Genomic DNA, 20,063 nt, shown 5'->3' with positions numbered 1-20,063 from the left:
CTATTTTGTTTAAACTCATGTATAAATAAAACTTCTATCTTGATTGTCGCGATTGTTTTCCTTTTGGCAGCCCTTTATCAAAGATTGAAAGGAAAATAATCCCTACAATTAATAAGAACATGATGCCAATGAACATCGCACTCATATTAAAGGTATCAACTAATACCCCACCTATTAATGGCCCAAATGCTTTACCAACAGTTGAAGCTGAATTTACGACACCTTGATATTGACCTTGTTTTCCTTCTGGTGCTAAATAATTAGCTATAGTTGGTACTGCTGGCCAAACAAACATTTCACCAAAAGTTAATATAATCATTCCTATTAAAAATACAGTAAATTGTTCGGCAAAACTAGTTACAAAGAATGAAAGCATAAAAATTAAAATACCAACTAACATTTGATATTTTAAATTACCTTTTAATAAAATAATTGCTGGTCTTATTAACGGTTGAGCAACTAAAATCATAATACCATTCACTGTCCATAATATACTGTATTGCGACATAGAAATATTTAATTCTTGAGTGAATGATGCAATTGTAGTTTCCCATTGAATGTAAGCAATCCAACAAATAGCAAACATTACACACAGTAGTAAGAGTGCAATGAAACGTTTTTTATTCTCTTTGCTATGGATATCTAGACTATCAGGTGTTCTGATTTTAGCATGATATTCAAGATTAAATTGAGTTATCGCTACAATTCCAAACAAGACGTACATAATCAAGTTTGCTAAGAAAATATAATTAAAGCTTAATTCCGCAACGAAACCACCCATAGCTGCACCGGTTGCTACACCAATATTTTGAGCTAAGTATATTGCATTGAAAGTCGTTCTCCCCCCGTTAGGCCAAACTGCACCAGCCATTGCATATATCGCGGGAACTATCATTCCGCCACCAAAACCTAACAATACTAACCAAACAGCATACCATGGCCATCCATGGAAGAAGTTTAAAAGCGTAGTACTGATTAAACATGTAACGGTACCGATCATAATTGTTCGATAACCACCTAATTTATCAAATAATGAACCTCCTAGTAAATTTCCGACTACCATTCCGAATGAATTAACCATTAGAACAATCGCAGCAATAGTCAGGCTCTTACCAAGCTCTTCTTTCATATAAATTGTGTTTAAAGGCCATAAAAAGCTAGAGCCAGTTATATTTAGCGCCATGCCTATAACTAGCCACCATACTGATCTAGGTATATTCATATTTTTAGTCCCCTCTTTATATTTTTGTTGAACTACATTAAACACTATAACATTAAAGTATGTTAAAATCTTTACTTAGAACTAAGTTAGATAGAAAGGAAAATGTGTTATGGGTAACTATTTCCCGTATGCCTTTGAAAATAAACGATATCATACATGGAATTACCATTTAAAAAATAAATTTGGTCAAAAGATTTTCAAAGTAGCACTTGATGGTGGATTTGACTGTCCTAACCGAGATGGCACAGTTGCACATGGTGGATGCACGTTCTGTTCAGCCGCAGGTAGCGGTGACTTTGCTGGTAACAGAGCTGATCCAATTGAAGTTCAATTTCAACAAATTAAAGATAGGATGCATGAAAAATGGAGTGAGGGTAAATATATTGCCTACTTCCAAGCTTTCACGAATACGCATGCACCAGTAGAAGTATTAAAAGAAAAGTATGAGCCTGTCTTAAAAGAAGAAGGTGTTGTAGGTTTATCTATAGCAACCAGACCAGATTGTTTACCTGATGATGTAGTAGAATACTTAGCCGAGTTAAATGAACGTACTTATTTATGGGTAGAATTAGGTTTACAAACTGTACATCAAGAAACTTCAGACTTAATTAACCGTGCTCATGATATGCAAACTTATTATGAAGGCGTTGCTAAATTAAGAAAACAAAACATTAATGTGTGTACTCATATTATTAATGGCTTACCTGGTGAAGACTATCAAATGATGATGGAAACTGCACGTGAAGTAGCTCAAATGGATGTTCAAGGCATTAAAATTCATTTACTTCATTTATTAAAAGGGACACCAATGGTTAAACAATATGAAAAAGGAATGCTTGAGTTTATGTCTCAAGAAGACTATACCAATCTAGTATGCGATCAATTAGAAATTTTACCACCTGAAATGATTATTCATCGAATTACTGGAGATGGTCCAATTGATTTAATGATTGGTCCTATGTGGAGTGTTAATAAATGGGAAGTTTTAAATGAAATTGATGATGAATTAGCACGACGTAACTCCTATCAGGGTAAACATTATACATCTGAGGTAAAGGTTAACTCATGAAATTAGAACGTATTCTCCCCTTTTCAAAAACGTTAATAAAAGATCATATTAAACAAGATAGTATTGTCATTGATGCTACTTGTGGGAATGGTAATGACACGTTGTTTCTTGCACAACAGGTTCCAAATGGTCATGTTTTTGGTTTAGATATACAAGACTCAGCAATTCAGTTAACTTTCGAAAAAGTAAAAGAATTTCATAATGTAACATTAATTCGTGATGGTCATGAAAACATTAAGAACCACATTGACATTAAATTTAAAGGTCAAATAGATGCAGCGATATTTAACCTTGGCTACTTACCTAAGGGTGATAAATCAATTGTTACGAGACCTGAAACTACAATAAAAGCAATTAATAACATTTTTGATTATTTAAGTGTTGAAGGTATTATCGTGTTAGTTATATACCATGGGCATGCTGAAGGAAAAATTGAACGAGATGCTTTATTAGATTTCTTAGAACATTTTGATCAAGAGAAAGCTCATATTCTTAAATATCAATTTATAAATCAAGTGAATCACGCGCCATTTATATGTGCGATTGAGAAACGCTAAACCTAACATCATACATCTTCTCTGACATAATTTTAAATAATATATAAAATCCACTCCATAGTTTAATTATGGAGTGGATTGTTTTGTCGAAAAATCTCTCTAAATTAAATTCAAAACAATATAAACTAAAACATCAAATCGATTAAATACGCATTAATGAGTTTAGACTATTTTCAAGTATTTCATATCGTTTCTTAATAGTAGAAGTAATAAAATTTAGTAGTTCATCTTTAAGTTCTTGCTTTTCTTTATTAAAATGAATAATTACAGTTCGTTCATCATCTAATGGTCTCTCTTTAAATATCCATTCAGATTGAACAAGTTTGTTATATGTACGTGTACGTTTATACGATTTAATATTAACGTAACTATCCATTTCTTTTAACGTCATGGACCCTTTGTCCCATAAAGTTAGTAAAATGAGAACCTCTTCTTTGGTCAAATCATAAGTTTCATAAATTACTTTAAAAATCGAATTGATTTCTTTACACACTTCTTCAAGCTGCAAAATCATAGAAACATTCTCGTCTGCTTGATTATTCATGTTGCTCCCTCCCTAAATAATTGTACACATCCCGATTAAATAATTATAGAATTAACTATCATTATATATTTACCCAATTATTCTCGTTGTAATTAAACAATTTATAATAACTCCAAAAAATTAACTTACATTAAAGCATATGTTAAATTACTTTAAATTTTTATTGGTAACTCAACTAAATATAATTAAAATTAAAAACATATAATATTTAAATTATATTATATTTTTACTTTAATTTAAAAGATGTTAACTTCTAAATATTGAATTATCTTTGTGCATTAATCAATTGCATTTCATATAATTGTTTATCAAAAAGGAGCCAGAACAGAATTCTCATCGAATTCTTAGTCCCAGCTCCTCAAGGATAACTAGAAATGAAGAAATATTATAAATCGTTTCTCAATTTGATCAATTACGACGAATTTGCGTTGTAGTCATGAAATATTACTTCATCACACACTCTGATTTTTAAACTTCTTCGATTTCTTCTTCATTTACTATAAAACCCATTGTATTCACACTATTATTTAAAAACGTCAACACGTAACGCATCACTTGATCACGTTCAGGTTCATTATGAATTTCATGATAGAAGCCTTCCCATACTTTAAAATAAAATTCATTAGTGTTTAAATTATTTTTAAGTTCATTGAATGAGCGTAATTCCAATAATTTATCTTCCGTTCCATACATTAGTAACATTGGCATAGATTGTATATCTTTGAAATGTTGAATTGTATCTTTCATTGTTTCCAACACAATGTTATACCACTTGTAGGTTACTTTTCTTAACATTAATCCATCTTGTTTTGTTTCTTCAATAACTTCATCATTACGCGTTAAATCTTTAGTTTCAATACCTAATTTGAATCGTGCGTCCTTAGAACCTTTACCTACATTTGAAATTAACATATTTTTACGTGTCTTATTATTTCTTTTAAATTCTAACAATGGAGAAAGGAGTAACATACCCTCGATAGGCAATTCTGTTTTTTCAAGTACATTTAATAATATTAATCCACCTAGTCCAACACCCATGACAAAAGTAGGAATCTTGTATTCATTAGCAATTCTAACCCATTCTATTAGTGTTTCATGATAGATATCAAAATGCTCAATTTGTCCCTTGTTTGCTCTAGAAGTTTGACCTTGACCAGGTAAATCACCCATTATAACGTGATAGCCATTACGTCTTAACATTGTAATGACGTATGCATATCTGCCAGTGTGTTCTAAAATGTTATGTACTATAACCACGACACCTTTAGCATCGTATTCAGTTTCCCATTTCCACATATGTATAATTCCTCTCTAACTTATATTTCAATAAATGTATTATATCAGATTATTGGTTTGGACTGGTGTAAATCTTAAAGACAAAGTGATTACAAATTTTAGTTCGATATTGTAATTATACCTTTTTTTATAGTATTCAGATAATTGAAAACGCTTTCTACAATCACCTATTCATGCTAAACTATTATTAAATTATAAGTTTTATGTAATATGGAGGAATGGGATATGTCACTTTTTAAGAATTTTTTTATTGCATTATCAAATAGCACTTATTTAAATGAAACAGCAAAAAAAGTAGGTCCTAAAATGGGTGCAAATAAAGTTGTGGCTGGTAATACTATCGAGCAATTAATTGACACAATTGAGAGACTCAACGATAAAAATATAGCAGTTACAGTTGATAATCTTGGCGAGTTTGTAGGAACGGTTGAAGAGGCTACTCAAGCTAAGAATGAAATTTTAGAAGTTATGCAAGCTATTAAAGATTATAATGTCGATGCTCATATGTCTGTAAAATTAAGTTCTCTTGGTGGTGAATTTGATACTGAGCTAGCTTATAATAATTTAAGAGAGATTCTACTTAAAGCCAACGAATTTGATAATATGCATATTAATATCGACACTGAAAAATATGACAGTTTACAGCAAATTGTTGAAGTGTTAGATAGACTTAAAGGGGAATTCAGAAACGTTGGAACAGTAATACAAGCTTACCTTTATGATGCAATTGACTTAATTGAAAAATATCCTAATTTGCGCTTAAGATTAGTTAAAGGTGCATATAAAGAAGATGAACAAATTGCATATCAAACTAAAGAAGAGATTGATGCAAATTATATAAAAATCATTGAGAAACGTCTTTTAAATGCGAAAAACTATACATCAATCGCTACACACGACGATCAAATAATTAACCACGTTAAACAATTTATTAAATCACATAATATTGATAGAGATCAATTTGAATTCCAAATGTTATACGGATTCCGTAGTGAATTAGCTGAGGATATTTCTCGTCAAGGATACCATTTCACAATTTATGTTCCTTATGGCAATGATTGGTTCGGTTACTTCATGCGTAGATTAGCTGAACGCCCTCAAAACCTTGCTCTTGCATATCAAGAATTTGTATCAACTAAAACATTGAAGAAAATTGGTCTTTTCACTAGCCTAGGCATTGGAGTTGCATTTATTATTTCTGGTTTTACAAGATTATTAAAAAGATAAAAAAATAAATCCTCGACACTGCTAGTGCTTTGTCGAGGATTTATTTTTTTAATTAAAATTGTTTTAATAAATTTGCCATTTCAATAGCACTTACTGATGCTTCAGCACCTTTATTACCCGCTTTAGTTCCAGCTCTTTCAACCGCTTGTTCAATACTTTCAGTGGTTAATACGCCAAATATAACTGGAATATCGCTTACATCATTCGCCTTTGATACTCCTTTAGCAACTTCATTACATACATAATCATAATGAGATGTTGCACCTCTAATTACACAACCTATAGTGATGACTGCGTCATATTCACCCTTCTGAGCTAGTTTTTTAGAAACTAAAGGAATTTCAAATGCACCAGGTACATAAGCAACATCTATATTACTATCTTCCACACCGTGACGAACAAGTGTATCTTTTGCACCATCTAATAAACGGTTCGTTATAAAATCATTAAATCGACTTACAACAATAGCTACTTTTAGATCTGTTCCTACCAATTTACCTTCAAAATTCATCTTTATTCCTCCTAAATTAAATGTCCCATTTTTATTTTTTTAGTATTCATATAATCATGATTATGTTCTGTTTCAGCTACAATAATTGGTGTGCGGTCCGCAACTTTAATACCATACTCAGATAATCCCTCAAATTTTTTAGGATTATTACTTAACAAATTCACTTGTTGTACATTGAAATAATTTAAAATTTGAGCTGCTATATGATAATCCCTCAAATCTTCGTCAAATCCTAAAGCTAGGTTGGCAGTTACTGTATCATGACCTCGTTCAATTAATTCGTATGCTCTTAATTTATTGATTAACCCTATGCCTCTTCCTTCTTGAGGCAAATAAATAATCATGCCACCATGCTCATTAATATATTTCATCGCTGATTCTAGTTGTGCACCACAATCACATCTTTGACTATGGAAAATATCCCCTGTTAAACATGCAGAATGAATACGCACATTTTCTGTGGTACGTGGTTCTCCTTTAGCAAGTACAACAATTTCTTCTTTAGTTAATGGTGATTCGAATCCATACATTTCAAAAGTTCCATGATCTGTCGGCATATTAACTTTTGCTTTTAACTCAACACTAGTGTCTTTGTCTTTTTGATAATTAACTAAACTTTCAATAGTAATCATTTTAAGACCATGTTGATGTTTAAACGCTTCTAGTTGTTCACCTTTAGCCATTGTCCCATCTTCATTCATGATCTCACATATAACACCTGCTGGAACTGCTTTCGTTAGTTTCGCTAAATCTACAGCTGCTTCTGTATGACCAGTACGTTCCAACACACCGTTTTCTTTAGCTATTAGTGGAAAAAGATGTCCAGGTTTATGGAAATCTTCAGGCCCAGATTCTGGATTAATTAAAGCACGTGCCGTTGCCATTCTATCAAATGCACTTATACCGGTTGATGTTGTAACGTGATCGATACTTACTGTGAAATTAGTTCCAAAACCATCCGTATTATGTTCTACCATAGGCAGGAGTTTAAGTTTGAGTGCCAAGTCTTTACTAATTGGTGCACAAATTAGCCCTCTACCTTCTTTAGCCATAAAATTAATAGTATTATCATTCATCCATTGTGTTATAGCTACAAGATCTCCTTCATTTTCACGATCCTCGTCATCTACAACAATAATACTTTCACCACGTTTTAAAGCATTTAATGCATCCATAATATCGTCAAATTCCATCTATAATTACGCCTCCTAAAAGCCAAATTCTCTTAACTTATCTAATGTAAGCTTTGACTCATTTCTACTTATCATTCGTTCAACATATTTAAAAAGAACATCCGTTTCTAAATGAACTTGGTCGCCATTTTGTTTAGAAGATAAAATCGTTGAACGTCTTGTTTCAGGTATTAAATGAATATCAAAACTATCATGTCGTAAATCGAAAATTGTTAAACTCACACCATCCACAGTGATTGAACCCTGTTTGACCATTTGATTAATGATATTTGTAGATGCTTTAATCGAAACTATCCTTGAATTAGGAGTTTCCTTAACTTGTGTTATAACACCTTTGTCATCAACATGACCTAAAACAAAATGACCTCCAAAACGTCCATTTCCTGACATTGCTCTTTCTAAGTTGACTTCATCATTTTTATTGATTTGAGATAGATATGTTTTATCTTCAGTACCTTTTATAACTTGAACAGAAAAATAATTCCTTGTGAAGTCAATCACTGTTAAGCAAGCTCCATTCACACTAATAGAGTCACCGATGTTCATGTCTTCTGTGATAGTTTGACAAGCTATATCCAATGTTCTAACCGATTGATGAGTACGAATATTTTTGACAGTACCTATTTCTTCAACAATACCTGTAAACATAAGTTGTCACTTCTTTCGCAAAATCATTTTTAAATTTTGATTAATTAACTCAGTAGAAGAAATTTCAAATTGAGTGGTTTCATTTAAATCAATAGTATCCGCAGTTTGAAAGAATTGATTTTTTCCAGAACCACCTATTATTTTCGGGGCGTAATAAATAATAAGTTGATTAATAAAATCAGTTTGGAGAAATTTGGAAGTTATACGAGGACCAGCTTCAATTAATAATGAACCAATACCTCGCTTATATATATCTGTAAGAATATCTTTTAAATCGCATTTATCTATACAGACAACCTTTATGTTTCGATTTGGACTTTCAAGCGTTTGATTTTCAGTGTAAATCCACACTTCACTCGACGAATCTTGAAAAAGTTGTTTCGTAAAGTCAACATTGCCACTTTTAGAAAGCACTATTCGGATTGGATTTTTACCATTTGGAATACGAGTCGTGTAAAGTGGGTTATCAGCATTAATTGTGCCATTTCCTGTCAACACAGCATCATGCGTATGTCTTAAATGATAGACATCTTGTTTGACTTCTGAATTAGTAATCCATTTACTCTGACCTAAATCTGTTGCTTGTTTACCGTCTAATGATACAGACACTTTCATCGTAATTTCAGGGATTTGCTCTGACTTAGCTTTAAAAAAGTCTTTATATAAGGCAGCTGCTTCTTCAGAGTATTGATGTTCTACATCAATCCCAGCTTGTTCTAAAATAGCGTCCCCTTCAGAAGGTAATGTCGTATCTTTAACAGCGTAAATAACTTTGCTTAGTCCAAATTCAATAATCTTGTTCACACATGGTGGTGTTGAGCCAAAGTGGGTACATGGTTCTAGCGAAATATAGATTGTGCCACCATTTGCTTCCTTTCCAGCCATATCAAGTGCTTGTACTTCCGCGTGCTTCTCACCTTGTTTTAGATGAGCACCGAGTCCAACTATTCGGCCGTTATTAACAACGACCGCACCAACTGGAGGATTGATACCCGTTTGTCCTTTAACCATTTGTGCGAGTTGTATAACGTATTTCATAAAATTACTCAATAAATCACCTCATAATCAAAACTCCCTATACCAATAAAGTGCTTAAAGGCATAGGGAGACCAAATATATTCAAATAAGCTTACAACATTAGTAAATGTGTATGCTAAATAACCATCATAATTATCAAATAATGACGACTCATTCTTTCTCCCATCCAGACTTTCACTGTCGGCTCTAGAATCTCACTAGATCAGCCATCAAAGTTATTACCTTTTACTTTGACAGGTCGCAGGCTTATATTACTGCCGGTTGGGAATTGCACCCCGCCCCGAAAGAATTCATATGAAATTGTGATTGTTTGAGTTAACGTAGTTTAATAACTACAACATTAATCATACGCTTATTGTTTAAAAATTACAAACCGTCAACGCTGCATATTATTTAACAGAGTAACTAATAATGGAATTTAGTTATTTAAGTGTAAATGTCTACATTATGAACTAAAATGGTCAAATTTACTTTGGTTTTCATATAAATAATTTACAGAATTGACCGCTTGATCAACGATCATCTTCACTCCATTACGCAATTTATTAACGCCATTAGTTACTTGCCCAATAGCTATCATATTGTTGAGAGTTCCATATCTTGGACTTATGACTTGATTGGTTTCTGGAATAATTTGTATACCTCCCATTGGATGTGGTTGAACAATTTGTCTGTTTTGTAGGTTAAGAATAAGCTGATCTTCCTCATCTAAATCTGATAAATGTGTTTTTGATCCAGTCGAATTAATAATGACATCATATTGATAATAATAATCATCATTGTTAAATTCCAATAAATAATGGTTGTCTTTATAAGTAATATCTTCTAATCCGCTTTTAACAATTAATGATTGATTATTTATTAAGTCTATAATTAACTCTGCAGTACGAGGTGGCATAGGGTTAGAATTTAATTGAATAATTTTTGAGAAACGTTTATCAAAGTCTTGCTGATCTTCTCGACTAAAGCTATTCCATATCCAGTTTAGATTTTCTTTAATATTTTCTATTAAACTTTGAAACACACCAATTTCATCAGGTCTATCAAGATCATACTGTAAATCTTGAATTGTATTTCCTGTGCGACGATATACTAGTTTCTCTAAATCAATATTATGATTCTTACATTCTAATTGGAATAATTCAAAAGCTAATTCTAAAGGTACATTTCCATAATATTGCGACTTCAATTCATTAAACTTTTGCTTAGTTAAATGTTTAAACTCAACATCTATCATATTTCCTCTAACACTAGGTAAATGTGCTGAGCGACTAGTCATAGTTATTGGTAATTTAGGATGATGTGTAGTCACGTATCTAACTACATCTAAACTGGCTAATCCAGTGCCTATAATTGCAATATCGTCTGATTGAGACACTTCATCTAATGTATTATATGTAGGATAAGGTGTTTGAATATAACCTTTATTCCCTTTTAGTTTATATGGATCATGATATGCGAATGTGCCAGTCGTTAAGAATATATAATCATACTCTTTCCATTCACTCATATCTTCTGAAGTACATACATAGTATGTTAATGTAGTCTCATCAATTTCTGAATTTGTAAAAATTTCGCGAACTGGATGCTTAATAATGGTTAAATTATCAAATAACAAGTCGTAGTTAGATAGGTATGACTTCATATAATGACCAAATACAAACCTCGGAAGATATTTAGGATTATCGAATTTAAATTCTGATTGCTCTTGATACCATTTCCAGAACTCTTCTTCATCATCCAAATTCAAACTCATTTGCTTAGTTGGCAAATTAATTAATAATTGGCTGCTGTCATTTTGAAAAGGTACACCCTGCCCCATATTCTTATCATGATCATATACATCAACCTCAAGATTTTTAAACGCTTCATTTTTGACTAATTGCCTTAGTACACTAACACCAGCTGTGCCCATCCCTATAATTGCTACACGCATATATTCATCATCCTTTTAATTTTCTCTAACAAGAATTTTTAATAATTTAATTATATCAATATCATAAATTGCTTAAAATAATTTATACTTATATGCACTTAACATTCTCCATTTTTCTTTATCCTATATTGATATGTTAATATTGAGTTAATGAGGTGAACTAAAATGAAATTTCTCTTAAAAGTTTTAGTAGTATTTGTTATAGCATTTAGTTGGATAACTCGAAAAAATAAAGCCAAATAAATGTTTGTGAACATAAAATATATTAAAGAAAAAGCCAACGTCATCACTTGCTTGAATCAGTGTGATCGTTGGCTTTAGTTTACTTACAATTATTTATTTTTGATGTTTATTATCATCTTTGTATACGTATAATTTAAAATATTTACCTTCTGTTTTCATCTCTTTATAGAAATCTGCGATAATTTGAGCATTACTTTCTGCCCATTTAATATCAGTAGCATATTGATGTTCACCTGGATTTTTAGGATTCCATCTCATACTGTATAGCGTATTTTGATCATCATGTGATAGGAAGTGTTGGTGAATAAAATCAGCACCACCTTTGATGGCTTTCTCTGGAGTATCCCAACCGTGTTTTTTTGCGTATTCTGAACCAGTTTTAATAGGATCACTATCGAGAGCACCTACACCATAGAAGTTATAATATTTTTTACCATCAATTTCTACACCCTTGGCTAATTCACTTTTAACTGAACCAGTTTCTAATAAAGCATGAGAAATTAAATAAACTTCATTCACATGTTTCTCTTTAGCAGCACTAATAAATGCATCAGTATGCTTTAATAACATAGGTCGATCGAATAACATACGCTTAATACGGTTTTCATCAATACCTTGATATTTAGATAAATCTAAAAATTGATACTTTTGTTTGTCATCATCAATGAACTTACTACTGTCCATTGCAGCTTTTATTTCATTATCTGAAGCATCTCTCCAAGCAGTATTATTCTTGTTAGAGACTTGTTGACTTGTGTAATTATCAATTTGTTTATCGGCAGCTTTATTTAGTGTAACGTTTAAATGCTCTACTTTTTCTTCTTCATTTACTTTTTTAAAGAATATTTGATCTGAAATCATAGTAAAGAAAATAAAACCTGCTGCGACTAAAACAATCAATAACCCCACTAGGCTAATAATTGAGCCTTTTTTGTGCTTCGTCATATTCACACCTCTTAGGTCAATGTTGTTTTTTCTTTAAAATCTTTATGATAATAAAGTTTAACATTATTAATTCTTATAAACAATTTTATACTTGCGATGTTACATATTCATAAAATAAAAGTAATCAAAATGAAACTTTGCAAAATAAAAAGTAATGAAACATATAGAATTTCATTACTTGATTCTCTAAAGCATAACTATTTATTGTTAGTTATCTTTGCGATAATCCATCATTATAAAACTAGCTGCTTGAGATCTATTCTTGTAATAATATTGATTTAAATCAACTGTTCCTTCTATTTCACCATCTCGATACATCATTTCATTTGTGAAATTGTTAATCATTACAAATTCAGAACGATCCCTAATTATGTCTAAATCATCATTTCTTGCAAAAAAATGCTCTAAATTTAAATGTGCGTAATCCAAATTTATACCTCCCACGTTACAAATTGACTAGAACTTAAATATATTTATGAATGTTAGGTATGTTCATAATTAATTGTCGCATTACTGAGTTACTTATGACTTAAACCATTATTTTGCATACTTTCATTATTCTATGTTTACTATTTAACACCCTTTTTTCAAATTACGCAAATGATAATTTAAATAAGTTAGTTTAAATTTTAGATATCCGGAAATTTTGTTTAAGTACTTAACCTAGGAGCGAATTCCAAGTACAATGAATTTTGATGACATATATCATAAATATCATAGAATTATTCATTATTTGTTAAAACGTTATTACGTCAAGTATAATTATGATGAATTTTATCAGTTATTGCTAATTAAACTGTGGCAATTATCTAAGAATTACAATAAGAATTCAAATATTTGTTTATCCTCTTATCTCTATCAACGGCTCAATTTTTACTTAATTGATTTATTTAGAAAAGAAAATGTAAAACCAGAAATAGTTGAAGTCGATAATTTACAAACTCCTCAAATTACTTCTATTAATACAGAGATAACTTTCTTCGACTATAATGACATTTCCAAAATTTTAAATGCACAAGAACTCGCATGGTATAACTATTTTATTCAAGGCTATAAACAATTCGAAATTGCCGACTTAATGCATGTCTCTTTATCGAGTATTAAAAAGTATAAATCCTCTTCTATAAAAAAGCTCACCGATTATTATTTTAAAGGTGAATAATATGATTCCACACAATTCTTAACATTTGCTTTATATTCAAACATTGCAACATAGTGAACATAAAACTAAATGCTGCTTTTCGACTTATGACATGGTGCTACCTTTTCCAATTAAAAAGGTACTAATTTATTATTTCGAACAGCATAATCAATCGTATTTGCAAAGGCTAAAGTTGGCAAAACGATTATTAGCAATTAATAAATTAGTACCTTTATATATATCTGACAAAGTTGTCCTCTTCCCTATTAAACATCAACGTGCACCTTTACAAACTTACATCAACGCATTAACAATTATTGGATTAACTTCTACTACAAATGGCGTCATCATTACTTTTGAAAACAATATCCAATTACAAGTTGATGAACCCTATTCGTTAATTTATAAAAAATGGCAAGAAAGTACATTATTGTATCATTTAGTACAAAAAACTATGCAGATTTATTAAATTTATATTCTAATAATTTTTTTGTAAAAAATGCAGTAACTGATTTAATGAGTAATAAACTTACGATTGCAAGAAGTACTGCACCTATTAAAATTAAGATCACATTTATAACTGGCATTGAAACTTGTGGGTTTATAAAATAATTCGCTGCAGTAAGACTTGTAATAAACCCTGTTAAAAATAACCCTAGCAAGAAAGCATAAATGAGTACAATTCCAATTAGTAAAAATAACAATGTGGAGCTTGCCACTTCTTTTTGTTTAAATATGTTATTTTTTAAAAATTGATTTGCGTACTGAATTGGTTTGCGATATTTCTTTGACTGAATATCCCCTTCATTACCCTCAACCTCATTATAGTAATGCGTTAAATTATTTTGTAATAGCTTTTTTTCCTTTTTATTTAAAAACCACAATTGTTTTTTAACTTTCTCTTCAAATTCTGTATATTTCATACTATGTGGTTATCTCCTTCTAATATGATTTCTTTTAAATTTTAGCGAAGTTCTTAATTACTTACAAGTTAAAAAACATAAGCTTTACTATATAAAAATACTCCGTTTCTGAAAGAGATTGATTTAGAGAATCTATACACAGACATGAAAATGTTAATTGTATGTAGAAGTTCTAATCAATATCTTATATTACGGAGTTATTTTTAATTTTTAAATTTTAAAGGATAGATAAACCTGAGCTTTGAATATCCTTAGCGAAACCTTTTACAGTATCAACTGATAATTCATTAATATCTCGACCTAAATTAGTATTTACTTTCTTAACTACATCTGCTGGACATGTAATAATGTCGGCACCAATTTCATTTGCCTGAATAACATTAAATAATTCACGACAACTTGCCCACAATAATTTAACGCCTTCTTTACTATGCGCCACATCTACTGATTCTTTCATCAAAGGTAATGGATCAACACCAGTATCAGCTATTCTACCCGCAAATACTGAAATATATGTAGGTACTCCTTCAGTTACCGCTTCAGTAATTTCTTTTACTTGCTCAATAGTGTACACTGCAGTAACATTTAAACGCACATTGTCCGCTGATAATTTTTTAATTAACGGAATTGTTGATTCACCTTTAGTATTCACAACTGGAATTTTGACAAAAACATTATCACCATATTGTTTTAATATTTCAGCTTCTTTTTCCATAGTTTCTAAATCATCAGCGAATACTTCAAATGAAATAGATGCATCTGGAATTTCTTTAACCGCTTCTTCAGCGAATGATTTATAGTCTGTTACACCCGCTTTAGCCATTAAACTAGGATTAGTAGTGAAACCGTCTACCTCTTTATTTTTATATGCTGCTTTCATTTGTTCAATATCTGCGCCATCTGCAAATACTTCGACATTTAATTTTGCCATTACATTCTTCCTCCTTTATTTACGATTACGATGATAGTTAAATTACATCACAATAGATTTCTTATATGTATATACTTCTTTTCATATGATGATCAGACTATTCCGCATCAATAAAATATTTATAAATTATTTATATCATTCTTAGAAACACTTGGCGAATGTTTTGCTTTTTAACAAAATTAATTATCAAATTCACTAGTCACTATTAAATGTTAATTAAAATATGGTAATATGATTAGATGATATTAGGTAGGAGGAACATTATGTCTAAGCCAAAAAAATACTTCTATATCTCAATAATTTTACTCATCATAAGTTTTTATTTTAATACATTCAACCCACTATTAAGTCAGCAAATTACTTCTGTTAAATATTTACTTATTGCGTGCAGTATCATTAATGTGATTATATTAATTGCTTCTATTATATTCTCAGATAAAGCGATTAAACATTTAGGTGATAAACAAGGATGGATAAGAATTGCGAGTAAAATTTTGCCAATAATCATTTTATTGGTGATTGTATTCCATATCTATGCCTCAATTAAGACATTTGGTATATTGTCGTAAACTTTTTTAAATGCCAGAACTAACTTTTTAATTTAAAAATAATTAACGATTACTGTTTAACGTAATAAAAATAATGAATAGGTGTGACAAAATGCAATATTTATTTGTGTTTATTGGGGGCTTATTTGGAGCATTACTAAGATATGTCTTATCAACTCTTAATGCCGATTCTGGATTACCACTCGGTACATTAATTGCGAATATTGTGGGTACATTTTCAATGGGATATTTTTCTTCGTTATCCATTCAATTTTTTAAAAACAACCCACTAATTAAAAAAGGTGTCACAACGGGACTACTAGGTGCTTTAACCACCTTTTCAACCTTCCAATTTGAGTTAGTTACAATGTCACAAAATAATAGTATCGCTTTGCTCTTTATCTATGGCTTAACCAGTTATATAGGAGGCATTCTTTTCTGCTGGTTAGGTGTTAAATTAGGGGGGCAACCTACATGATACATATACTACTTATTATGGTAGGTGGTGGCATTGGTGCTGTTATCAGAGCTTGGTTAACAGATGTCTTTAAAAGTAAAATAACGTCACCTATACCGATTGCAACTTTAATAGTCAATCTCGTTGGTAGTTTCTTAATTGGCTTCGTGTATGGGATAGCTCAAGATTATCAATTATTTTCACTGTTTTTTATAACTGGCGTTCTTGGAGGATTAACAACCTTTTCAACTCTGTCTTATGAAATCGTCCAATTTATTTCGCCAAGTTTTAAACCTGTTCAATTTTTTAGTTATTCTATTTTACAATTTGTAATAGGGTTTATCTCTTGCTTTATTGGTTATTCGATATAAATAAATACACTTCATAGTTTTAAGATTAAATCTTGCAACTATGAAGTGTATTTTTATATTTTTATTAATGTCCCTCAAATGTTGCTGGATCAGGACCAATGCGTTGATCTTTGTTTAGAGAATCAATTTGTTCCATTTGTTCATCTGTTAGTTCGAAATCAAAAACATTAATATTTTCCTCTATTCTTTGAGGTGTAACTGATTTAGGAATAACGATGACACCATGTTGCATGTTCCAACGAATGACGACTTGTGCTGCCGATTTATTAACTTCTTTGCCAATTTGATTAAGTGTTTCATCACCTAAGATTTGGGCATTCATAAATGGTGACCATGACTCCATATGGATATTTTGTACTTCTAAATATTTACGTAGTTTATTTTGAGTAAAATATGGGTGAAATTCTACTTGGTTGATGACTGGCTTAATAGAAACTTGAGCTAATAATGCTTCAAAGTGTTCTGCATTGAAGTTACTTACACCAATATTTTTAACCTTATCATCTTTATATAAATCTTCCATACCTTTCCATGTATCAATCATTATTGCTTCATTAGTACCAGGCCAATGAACAAGATATAAATCTAAATAATCTAGTCCTAATTTATTGATACTTGTTTCATAAGCATTTGCAACATTTTCGCGCCCAAAATCTTCAAAATATAGTTTTGATGTAATGAATAAATCTTTACGTTCTAACCCAGTAGCTTCTAGACCTTCTTTAATTCCTAAACCAACTTGTTCTTCATTACCATATACTTTAGCTGTATCAATACTACGATAACCTGAGACAATTGCATGCTTAACTGCCTCCTTACATTCATCGTTATTTTCTACTCTAAAAGTACCAATTCCAACTTTAGGCATTGTGTGACCATTATAAAATTCAATTGTTTCCATAAAAGAAACCTCTTTTCTTTATATTTTAATAATTACTACTCTATTCCCATAATTGTCATTATTGAAAACTTTAATATTAGTTTAGTTTATTATTTTAATAAGCTTCTCCTCAAAATTAAAAAATCCGAGATATAACCTTATCTCGGATTAATACTAATTAAATGATTCAATTTTATCCATAACATTTTGTAATTCATCTACGTTATATTGAATACGTCCATGGAATACAAATTTATTAAAGAACTCATCTAATTGATCAGGTCCAACTAGAACTTTAACACTTGAACTTTGTGCATAATTTGAAATCGTTACGTCTCCATCGTGTTTAGGATTAAAGTATAAAATCGCAGTTGGCGTATATTTAGCCCCTAATTGTGTTTGCAAGTCTGACGCTAGCTTTTCAATTGAAGTAAGTTGTTCTGAGTAATTAACGAATGACAATGAAGATTTATCTTCATTTTGATCGAGTACTAGTGTTTGAGGTGACTTAACATCTAAATCCAAAGTACTAAATACTTGTTCCATCATAGGCAATTCGTTAAATTGCTTACCACTTATACCTTGATAAACATGCCCTTTTAATAGTTGAGAATCTATAATATATAGGCCTGTACGCGTAAGTACAAGGTGACTAATGCGTTCAATATCATTGAATTCATTACTTGGTAAAAAGATGTTTGCCATAATATGCATATCTTCAGGTCTAATACGTTTTTCTTTCACTAAACGATCTCTAATTCCAATTAAGCGCATATCCGTAACATATTCACTTTTGTTTTTTGAGAATAGTTTCAATGCATCAATTTCACGATCTTTACCGCTTACAGTTGCATCAAAATCTTCTTTTTGTTTAGTAACTTGCTTTTTATTTTGTATGCGTTCTTTCTCTAGGGCTTCGTCATGTGACGCTTTCATTTGCTTTTCTTTTAAGTCGTATTCTTCTTTTGTTTTCTGTTTAATATTGTTTTTACTTTTAAGTGTAACTAAGAATAATATTAAACAGATAATTGCAACTACAATTGCTACGATTAAACCAATTTCGATTGGTCCAAATGAATTCATTAAATCAACGCTCCTTTAATCTATCAGTAAATCTAATTATAATGGAAACTATCTATAATTTCGACAATTTCTTTATATTATTTAAAGCGTTTATTAAGCTTGAACAGCATCTTTTAATACATTGACTTTATCTAATTTCTCCCATGGTAACAATACATCTGTTCTACCAAAGTGACCATAAGCAGCAGTTTGTTTGTATATAGGATGCTTTAAATCTAACATTTTAATGATACCTGCTGGACGTAAATCAAAGTTAGCTCTAACAGCTTCAACAAGTTGAGCTTCAGAAACTTTGCCCGTTTTAAATGTATCAATTGAAATTGAAACTGGTTCAGCCACGCCAATAGCATAAGCAAGTTGTACTTCACATTGGTCTGCTAGTCCTGCAGCAACAATATTTTTAGCTACATATCTTGCCGCATAAGCTGCTGATCGGTCTACTTTAGTTGGGTCTTTACCACTAAAGCAACCTCCTCCATGACGTGCATAACCACCATAAGTATCAACAATGATTTTACGTCCTGTTAATCCAGCATCACCTTGAGGTCCACCGATAACAAATCTTCCAGTAGGATTGATAAAGAATTTCGTTTCATTATCAATTAATCCTTCAGGAACTGTTGGGTATATGACATGTTCTTTAATGTCACTTTGAATTTGTTCTAATTCAATGTCATCCGCATGTTGAGATGATACTACAATCGTGTCAATACGCTTAGGTTTATCTGATTCGTCGTATTCAACTGTTACTTGAACTTTACCATCCGGTCTTAAATAGTTTAAAATTCCATCTTTACGTACATCAGATAAACGTTTAGCTAATTGATGAGATAAAAAGATAGGTAAAGGCATATATGTTTCTGTTTCATTTGTAGCATATCCGAACATTAAACCTTGGTCACCGGCACCAGTAGCTTCAATCTCTTCTTCTGAAATATCATTTCTGTATTCAAGTGCTTTGTCAACACCTTGTGCAATATCAGGTGACTGCTCATCGATTGCAGTTAAAACTGCCATAGTTTGGTAATCATAGCCATATTTAGCACGAGTATAGCCAATACCTTTAATTGTTTCTCTTACAACTTTAGGGATATCTACATAGGTTGATGTAGATATTTCACCTGAAATTAGAGCCATTCCAGTTGTTACAGTAGTTTCACAAGCAACACGTGCATTGGGGTCATCTTTTAAGATTTCATCTAAAATGGCATCAGATACTTGGTCAGCAATCTTATCTGGATGTCCTTCTGTCACTGATTCTGAAGTAAATAAACGTTTATTGTAAGTCATGATTTGCTCC

The 20,063-nt window shown here is 31.1% G+C and carries 23 protein-coding genes and 1 riboswitch; of the genes, 8 read left to right on the top strand and 15 right to left on the bottom strand.

What is annotated here, in order from left to right:
• Positions 1-34 precede the first annotated feature (34 nt).
• On the bottom strand, positions 35-1,222 hold the full coding sequence (locus HMPREF3265_RS10425; RefSeq protein ID WP_053025165.1) for an MDR family MFS transporter: 1,188 nt from the start codon (positions 1,220-1,222) through the stop codon (positions 35-37).
• A gap of 109 nt (positions 1,223-1,331) precedes the next feature.
• Between HMPREF3265_RS10425 and HMPREF3265_RS10420 the strand changes: the two genes are divergently transcribed.
• Both HMPREF3265_RS10420 and HMPREF3265_RS10415 read left to right on the top strand, forming a co-directional pair.
• Complete coding sequence (locus HMPREF3265_RS10420; RefSeq protein WP_037552288.1) at positions 1,332-2,291, top strand: tRNA modification radical SAM protein MnmL/YtqA; 960 nt, start codon at positions 1,332-1,334, stop codon at positions 2,289-2,291.
• Positions 2,288-2,848: a tRNA 5-(aminomethyl)-2-thiouridylate-methyltransferase MnmM gene (locus HMPREF3265_RS10415; protein WP_070861643.1), complete on the top strand. Its 561-nt coding sequence runs from the start codon at positions 2,288-2,290 to the stop codon at positions 2,846-2,848. The genes HMPREF3265_RS10420 and HMPREF3265_RS10415 overlap by 4 nt, the downstream gene beginning before the upstream one ends.
• Positions 2,849-2,990: 142 nt before the next feature.
• On the opposite strand, the gene HMPREF3265_RS10410 is transcribed toward HMPREF3265_RS10415, so the two are convergent.
• Complete coding sequence (locus HMPREF3265_RS10410) at positions 2,991-3,392, bottom strand: transcriptional regulator, SarA/Rot family (protein WP_070861642.1); 402 nt, start codon at positions 3,390-3,392, stop codon at positions 2,991-2,993.
• 468 nt (positions 3,393-3,860) lie between these two features.
• Positions 3,861-4,688, bottom strand: a complete 828-nt coding sequence (locus HMPREF3265_RS10405) for an alpha/beta fold hydrolase (protein ID WP_070861641.1) — start codon at positions 4,686-4,688, stop codon at positions 3,861-3,863.
• A 225-nt stretch (positions 4,689-4,913) separates the two neighbouring features.
• Here HMPREF3265_RS10405 and HMPREF3265_RS10400 point away from each other — a divergent pair, with 225 nt between their 5' ends.
• Positions 4,914-5,915, top strand: coding sequence for a proline dehydrogenase family protein (locus tag HMPREF3265_RS10400; RefSeq protein ID WP_070861640.1), 1,002 nt, complete (start codon positions 4,914-4,916; stop codon positions 5,913-5,915).
• 52 nt (positions 5,916-5,967) lie between these two features.
• Here HMPREF3265_RS10400 and ribE read toward each other — a convergent pair whose 3' ends face one another.
• From ribE to HMPREF3265_RS10365, 7 genes are all read right to left on the bottom strand, one after another.
• Positions 5,968-6,426, bottom strand: coding sequence for a 6,7-dimethyl-8-ribityllumazine synthase (gene ribE / locus HMPREF3265_RS10395; protein WP_070861639.1), 459 nt, complete (start codon positions 6,424-6,426; stop codon positions 5,968-5,970).
• Positions 6,427-6,437: 11 nt separating this feature from the next.
• A complete protein-coding gene (locus HMPREF3265_RS10390; protein WP_070861638.1) occupies positions 6,438-7,619 on the bottom strand; it encodes a bifunctional 3,4-dihydroxy-2-butanone-4-phosphate synthase/GTP cyclohydrolase II in 1,182 nt (393 codons plus the stop codon).
• A 15-nt stretch (positions 7,620-7,634) separates the two neighbouring features.
• Positions 7,635-8,267, bottom strand: a complete 633-nt coding sequence (locus tag HMPREF3265_RS10385) for a riboflavin synthase (protein WP_070861637.1) — start codon at positions 8,265-8,267, stop codon at positions 7,635-7,637.
• A 6-nt stretch (positions 8,268-8,273) separates the two neighbouring features.
• Positions 8,274-9,317: a bifunctional diaminohydroxyphosphoribosylaminopyrimidine deaminase/5-amino-6-(5-phosphoribosylamino)uracil reductase RibD gene (ribD, locus tag HMPREF3265_RS10380; RefSeq protein WP_070861636.1), complete on the bottom strand. Its 1,044-nt coding sequence runs from the start codon at positions 9,315-9,317 to the stop codon at positions 8,274-8,276.
• 138 nt (positions 9,318-9,455) lie between these two features.
• Positions 9,456-9,597, bottom strand: a riboswitch (FMN riboswitch).
• Between the two features lie 153 nt (positions 9,598-9,750).
• Entirely contained in the window at positions 9,751-11,241 is a 1,491-nt protein-coding gene (locus tag HMPREF3265_RS10375) for an FAD/NAD(P)-binding protein (protein WP_070861635.1), read from the bottom strand.
• Between the two features lie 336 nt (positions 11,242-11,577).
• Positions 11,578-12,429, bottom strand: a complete 852-nt coding sequence (locus tag HMPREF3265_RS10370; RefSeq protein WP_037552266.1) for a peptidoglycan release complex glucosaminidase SagB — start codon at positions 12,427-12,429, stop codon at positions 11,578-11,580.
• 207 nt (positions 12,430-12,636) lie between these two features.
• Positions 12,637-12,858, bottom strand: a complete 222-nt coding sequence (locus HMPREF3265_RS10365; protein ID WP_011275450.1) for a hypothetical protein — start codon at positions 12,856-12,858, stop codon at positions 12,637-12,639.
• Positions 12,859-13,114: 256 nt separating this feature from the next.
• Here HMPREF3265_RS10365 and HMPREF3265_RS10360 point away from each other — a divergent pair, with 256 nt between their 5' ends.
• Complete coding sequence (locus tag HMPREF3265_RS10360) at positions 13,115-13,591, top strand: sigma-70 family RNA polymerase sigma factor (RefSeq protein WP_053025177.1); 477 nt, start codon at positions 13,115-13,117, stop codon at positions 13,589-13,591.
• A 25-nt stretch (positions 13,592-13,616) separates the two neighbouring features.
• Positions 13,617-14,039, top strand: a complete 423-nt coding sequence (locus HMPREF3265_RS10355; protein ID WP_070861634.1) for a competence protein ComK — start codon at positions 13,617-13,619, stop codon at positions 14,037-14,039.
• On the opposite strand, the gene HMPREF3265_RS10350 is transcribed toward HMPREF3265_RS10355, so the two are convergent.
• Positions 14,023-14,493: a hypothetical protein gene (locus HMPREF3265_RS10350; RefSeq protein ID WP_070861633.1), complete on the bottom strand. Its 471-nt coding sequence runs from the start codon at positions 14,491-14,493 to the stop codon at positions 14,023-14,025. The two genes, HMPREF3265_RS10355 and HMPREF3265_RS10350, sit on opposite strands and share 17 nt — an antisense overlap.
• Before the next feature lie 217 nt (positions 14,494-14,710).
• Entirely contained in the window at positions 14,711-15,424 is a 714-nt protein-coding gene (locus tag HMPREF3265_RS10345; RefSeq protein ID WP_070443032.1) for a transaldolase, read from the bottom strand.
• A gap of 263 nt (positions 15,425-15,687) precedes the next feature.
• Between HMPREF3265_RS10345 and HMPREF3265_RS10340 the strand changes: the two genes are divergently transcribed.
• From HMPREF3265_RS10340 to HMPREF3265_RS10330, 3 genes are all read left to right on the top strand, one after another.
• The gene (locus tag HMPREF3265_RS10340; RefSeq protein WP_053025181.1) at positions 15,688-15,993 is read left to right on the top strand and encodes a hypothetical protein; all 306 of its coding nucleotides are present in this window, start codon (positions 15,688-15,690) and stop codon (positions 15,991-15,993) included.
• 91 nt (positions 15,994-16,084) lie between these two features.
• The gene (crcB, locus tag HMPREF3265_RS10335; RefSeq protein ID WP_070861632.1) at positions 16,085-16,450 is read left to right on the top strand and encodes a fluoride efflux transporter CrcB; all 366 of its coding nucleotides are present in this window, start codon (positions 16,085-16,087) and stop codon (positions 16,448-16,450) included.
• Positions 16,447-16,800: a fluoride efflux transporter FluC gene (locus HMPREF3265_RS10330; protein WP_053025183.1), complete on the top strand. Its 354-nt coding sequence runs from the start codon at positions 16,447-16,449 to the stop codon at positions 16,798-16,800. The genes crcB and HMPREF3265_RS10330 overlap by 4 nt, the downstream gene beginning before the upstream one ends.
• Positions 16,801-16,864: 64 nt before the next feature.
• On the opposite strand, the gene HMPREF3265_RS10325 is transcribed toward HMPREF3265_RS10330, so the two are convergent.
• From HMPREF3265_RS10325 to metK, 3 genes are all read right to left on the bottom strand, one after another.
• The gene (locus HMPREF3265_RS10325; protein WP_011275442.1) at positions 16,865-17,701 is read right to left on the bottom strand and encodes an aldo/keto reductase; all 837 of its coding nucleotides are present in this window, start codon (positions 17,699-17,701) and stop codon (positions 16,865-16,867) included.
• A gap of 153 nt (positions 17,702-17,854) precedes the next feature.
• Positions 17,855-18,763: a hypothetical protein gene (locus HMPREF3265_RS10320; protein ID WP_016931383.1), complete on the bottom strand. Its 909-nt coding sequence runs from the start codon at positions 18,761-18,763 to the stop codon at positions 17,855-17,857.
• A gap of 93 nt (positions 18,764-18,856) precedes the next feature.
• Entirely contained in the window at positions 18,857-20,053 is a 1,197-nt protein-coding gene (gene metK, locus HMPREF3265_RS10315; protein WP_011275440.1) for a methionine adenosyltransferase, read from the bottom strand.
• Positions 20,054-20,063 lie beyond the last annotated feature (10 nt).

The sequence above is a fragment of the Staphylococcus sp. HMSC62B09 genome (assembly GCF_001839115.1).
Taxonomy (GTDB): domain Bacteria; phylum Bacillota; class Bacilli; order Staphylococcales; family Staphylococcaceae; genus Staphylococcus; species Staphylococcus haemolyticus.
This window is presented reverse-complemented; position numbering and strand designations above follow the sequence as displayed.

Bases quoted from the DNA above. Each gene is read 5' to 3' on its own strand.
- HMPREF3265_RS10330 (WP_053025183.1), top strand. From the start codon at position 16,447: ATGATACATATACTACTTATTATGGTAGGTGGTGGCATTGGTGCTGTT.
- metK (WP_011275440.1), bottom strand. From the start codon at position 20,053: ATGACTTACAATAAACGTTTATTTACTTCAGAATCAGTGACAGAAGGA.
- ribE (WP_070861639.1), bottom strand. From the start codon at position 6,426: ATGAATTTTGAAGGTAAATTGGTAGGAACAGATCTAAAAGTAGCTATT.
- HMPREF3265_RS10415 (WP_070861643.1), top strand. From the start codon at position 2,288: ATGAAATTAGAACGTATTCTCCCCTTTTCAAAAACGTTAATAAAAGAT.
- HMPREF3265_RS10410 (WP_070861642.1), bottom strand. From the start codon at position 3,392: ATGAATAATCAAGCAGACGAGAATGTTTCTATGATTTTGCAGCTTGAA.
- HMPREF3265_RS10390 (WP_070861638.1), bottom strand. From the start codon at position 7,619: ATGGAATTTGACGATATTATGGATGCATTAAATGCTTTAAAACGTGGT.
- HMPREF3265_RS10350 (WP_070861633.1), bottom strand. From the start codon at position 14,493: ATGAAATATACAGAATTTGAAGAGAAAGTTAAAAAACAATTGTGGTTT.
- HMPREF3265_RS10340 (WP_053025181.1), top strand. From the start codon at position 15,688: ATGTCTAAGCCAAAAAAATACTTCTATATCTCAATAATTTTACTCATC.
- crcB (WP_070861632.1), top strand. From the start codon at position 16,085: ATGCAATATTTATTTGTGTTTATTGGGGGCTTATTTGGAGCATTACTA.
- HMPREF3265_RS10385 (WP_070861637.1), bottom strand. From the start codon at position 8,267: ATGTTTACAGGTATTGTTGAAGAAATAGGTACTGTCAAAAATATTCGT.
- HMPREF3265_RS10400 (WP_070861640.1), top strand. From the start codon at position 4,914: ATGTCACTTTTTAAGAATTTTTTTATTGCATTATCAAATAGCACTTAT.
- HMPREF3265_RS10405 (WP_070861641.1), bottom strand. From the start codon at position 4,688: ATGTGGAAATGGGAAACTGAATACGATGCTAAAGGTGTCGTGGTTATA.
- HMPREF3265_RS10425 (WP_053025165.1), bottom strand. From the start codon at position 1,222: ATGAATATACCTAGATCAGTATGGTGGCTAGTTATAGGCATGGCGCTA.
- HMPREF3265_RS10360 (WP_053025177.1), top strand. From the start codon at position 13,115: ATGAATTTTGATGACATATATCATAAATATCATAGAATTATTCATTAT.
- HMPREF3265_RS10320 (WP_016931383.1), bottom strand. From the start codon at position 18,763: ATGAATTCATTTGGACCAATCGAAATTGGTTTAATCGTAGCAATTGTA.
- HMPREF3265_RS10375 (WP_070861635.1), bottom strand. From the start codon at position 11,241: ATGCGTGTAGCAATTATAGGGATGGGCACAGCTGGTGTTAGTGTACTA.
- HMPREF3265_RS10370 (WP_037552266.1), bottom strand. From the start codon at position 12,429: ATGACGAAGCACAAAAAAGGCTCAATTATTAGCCTAGTGGGGTTATTG.
- HMPREF3265_RS10325 (WP_011275442.1), bottom strand. From the start codon at position 17,701: ATGGAAACAATTGAATTTTATAATGGTCACACAATGCCTAAAGTTGGA.
- HMPREF3265_RS10420 (WP_037552288.1), top strand. From the start codon at position 1,332: ATGGGTAACTATTTCCCGTATGCCTTTGAAAATAAACGATATCATACA.
- HMPREF3265_RS10345 (WP_070443032.1), bottom strand. From the start codon at position 15,424: ATGGCAAAATTAAATGTCGAAGTATTTGCAGATGGCGCAGATATTGAA.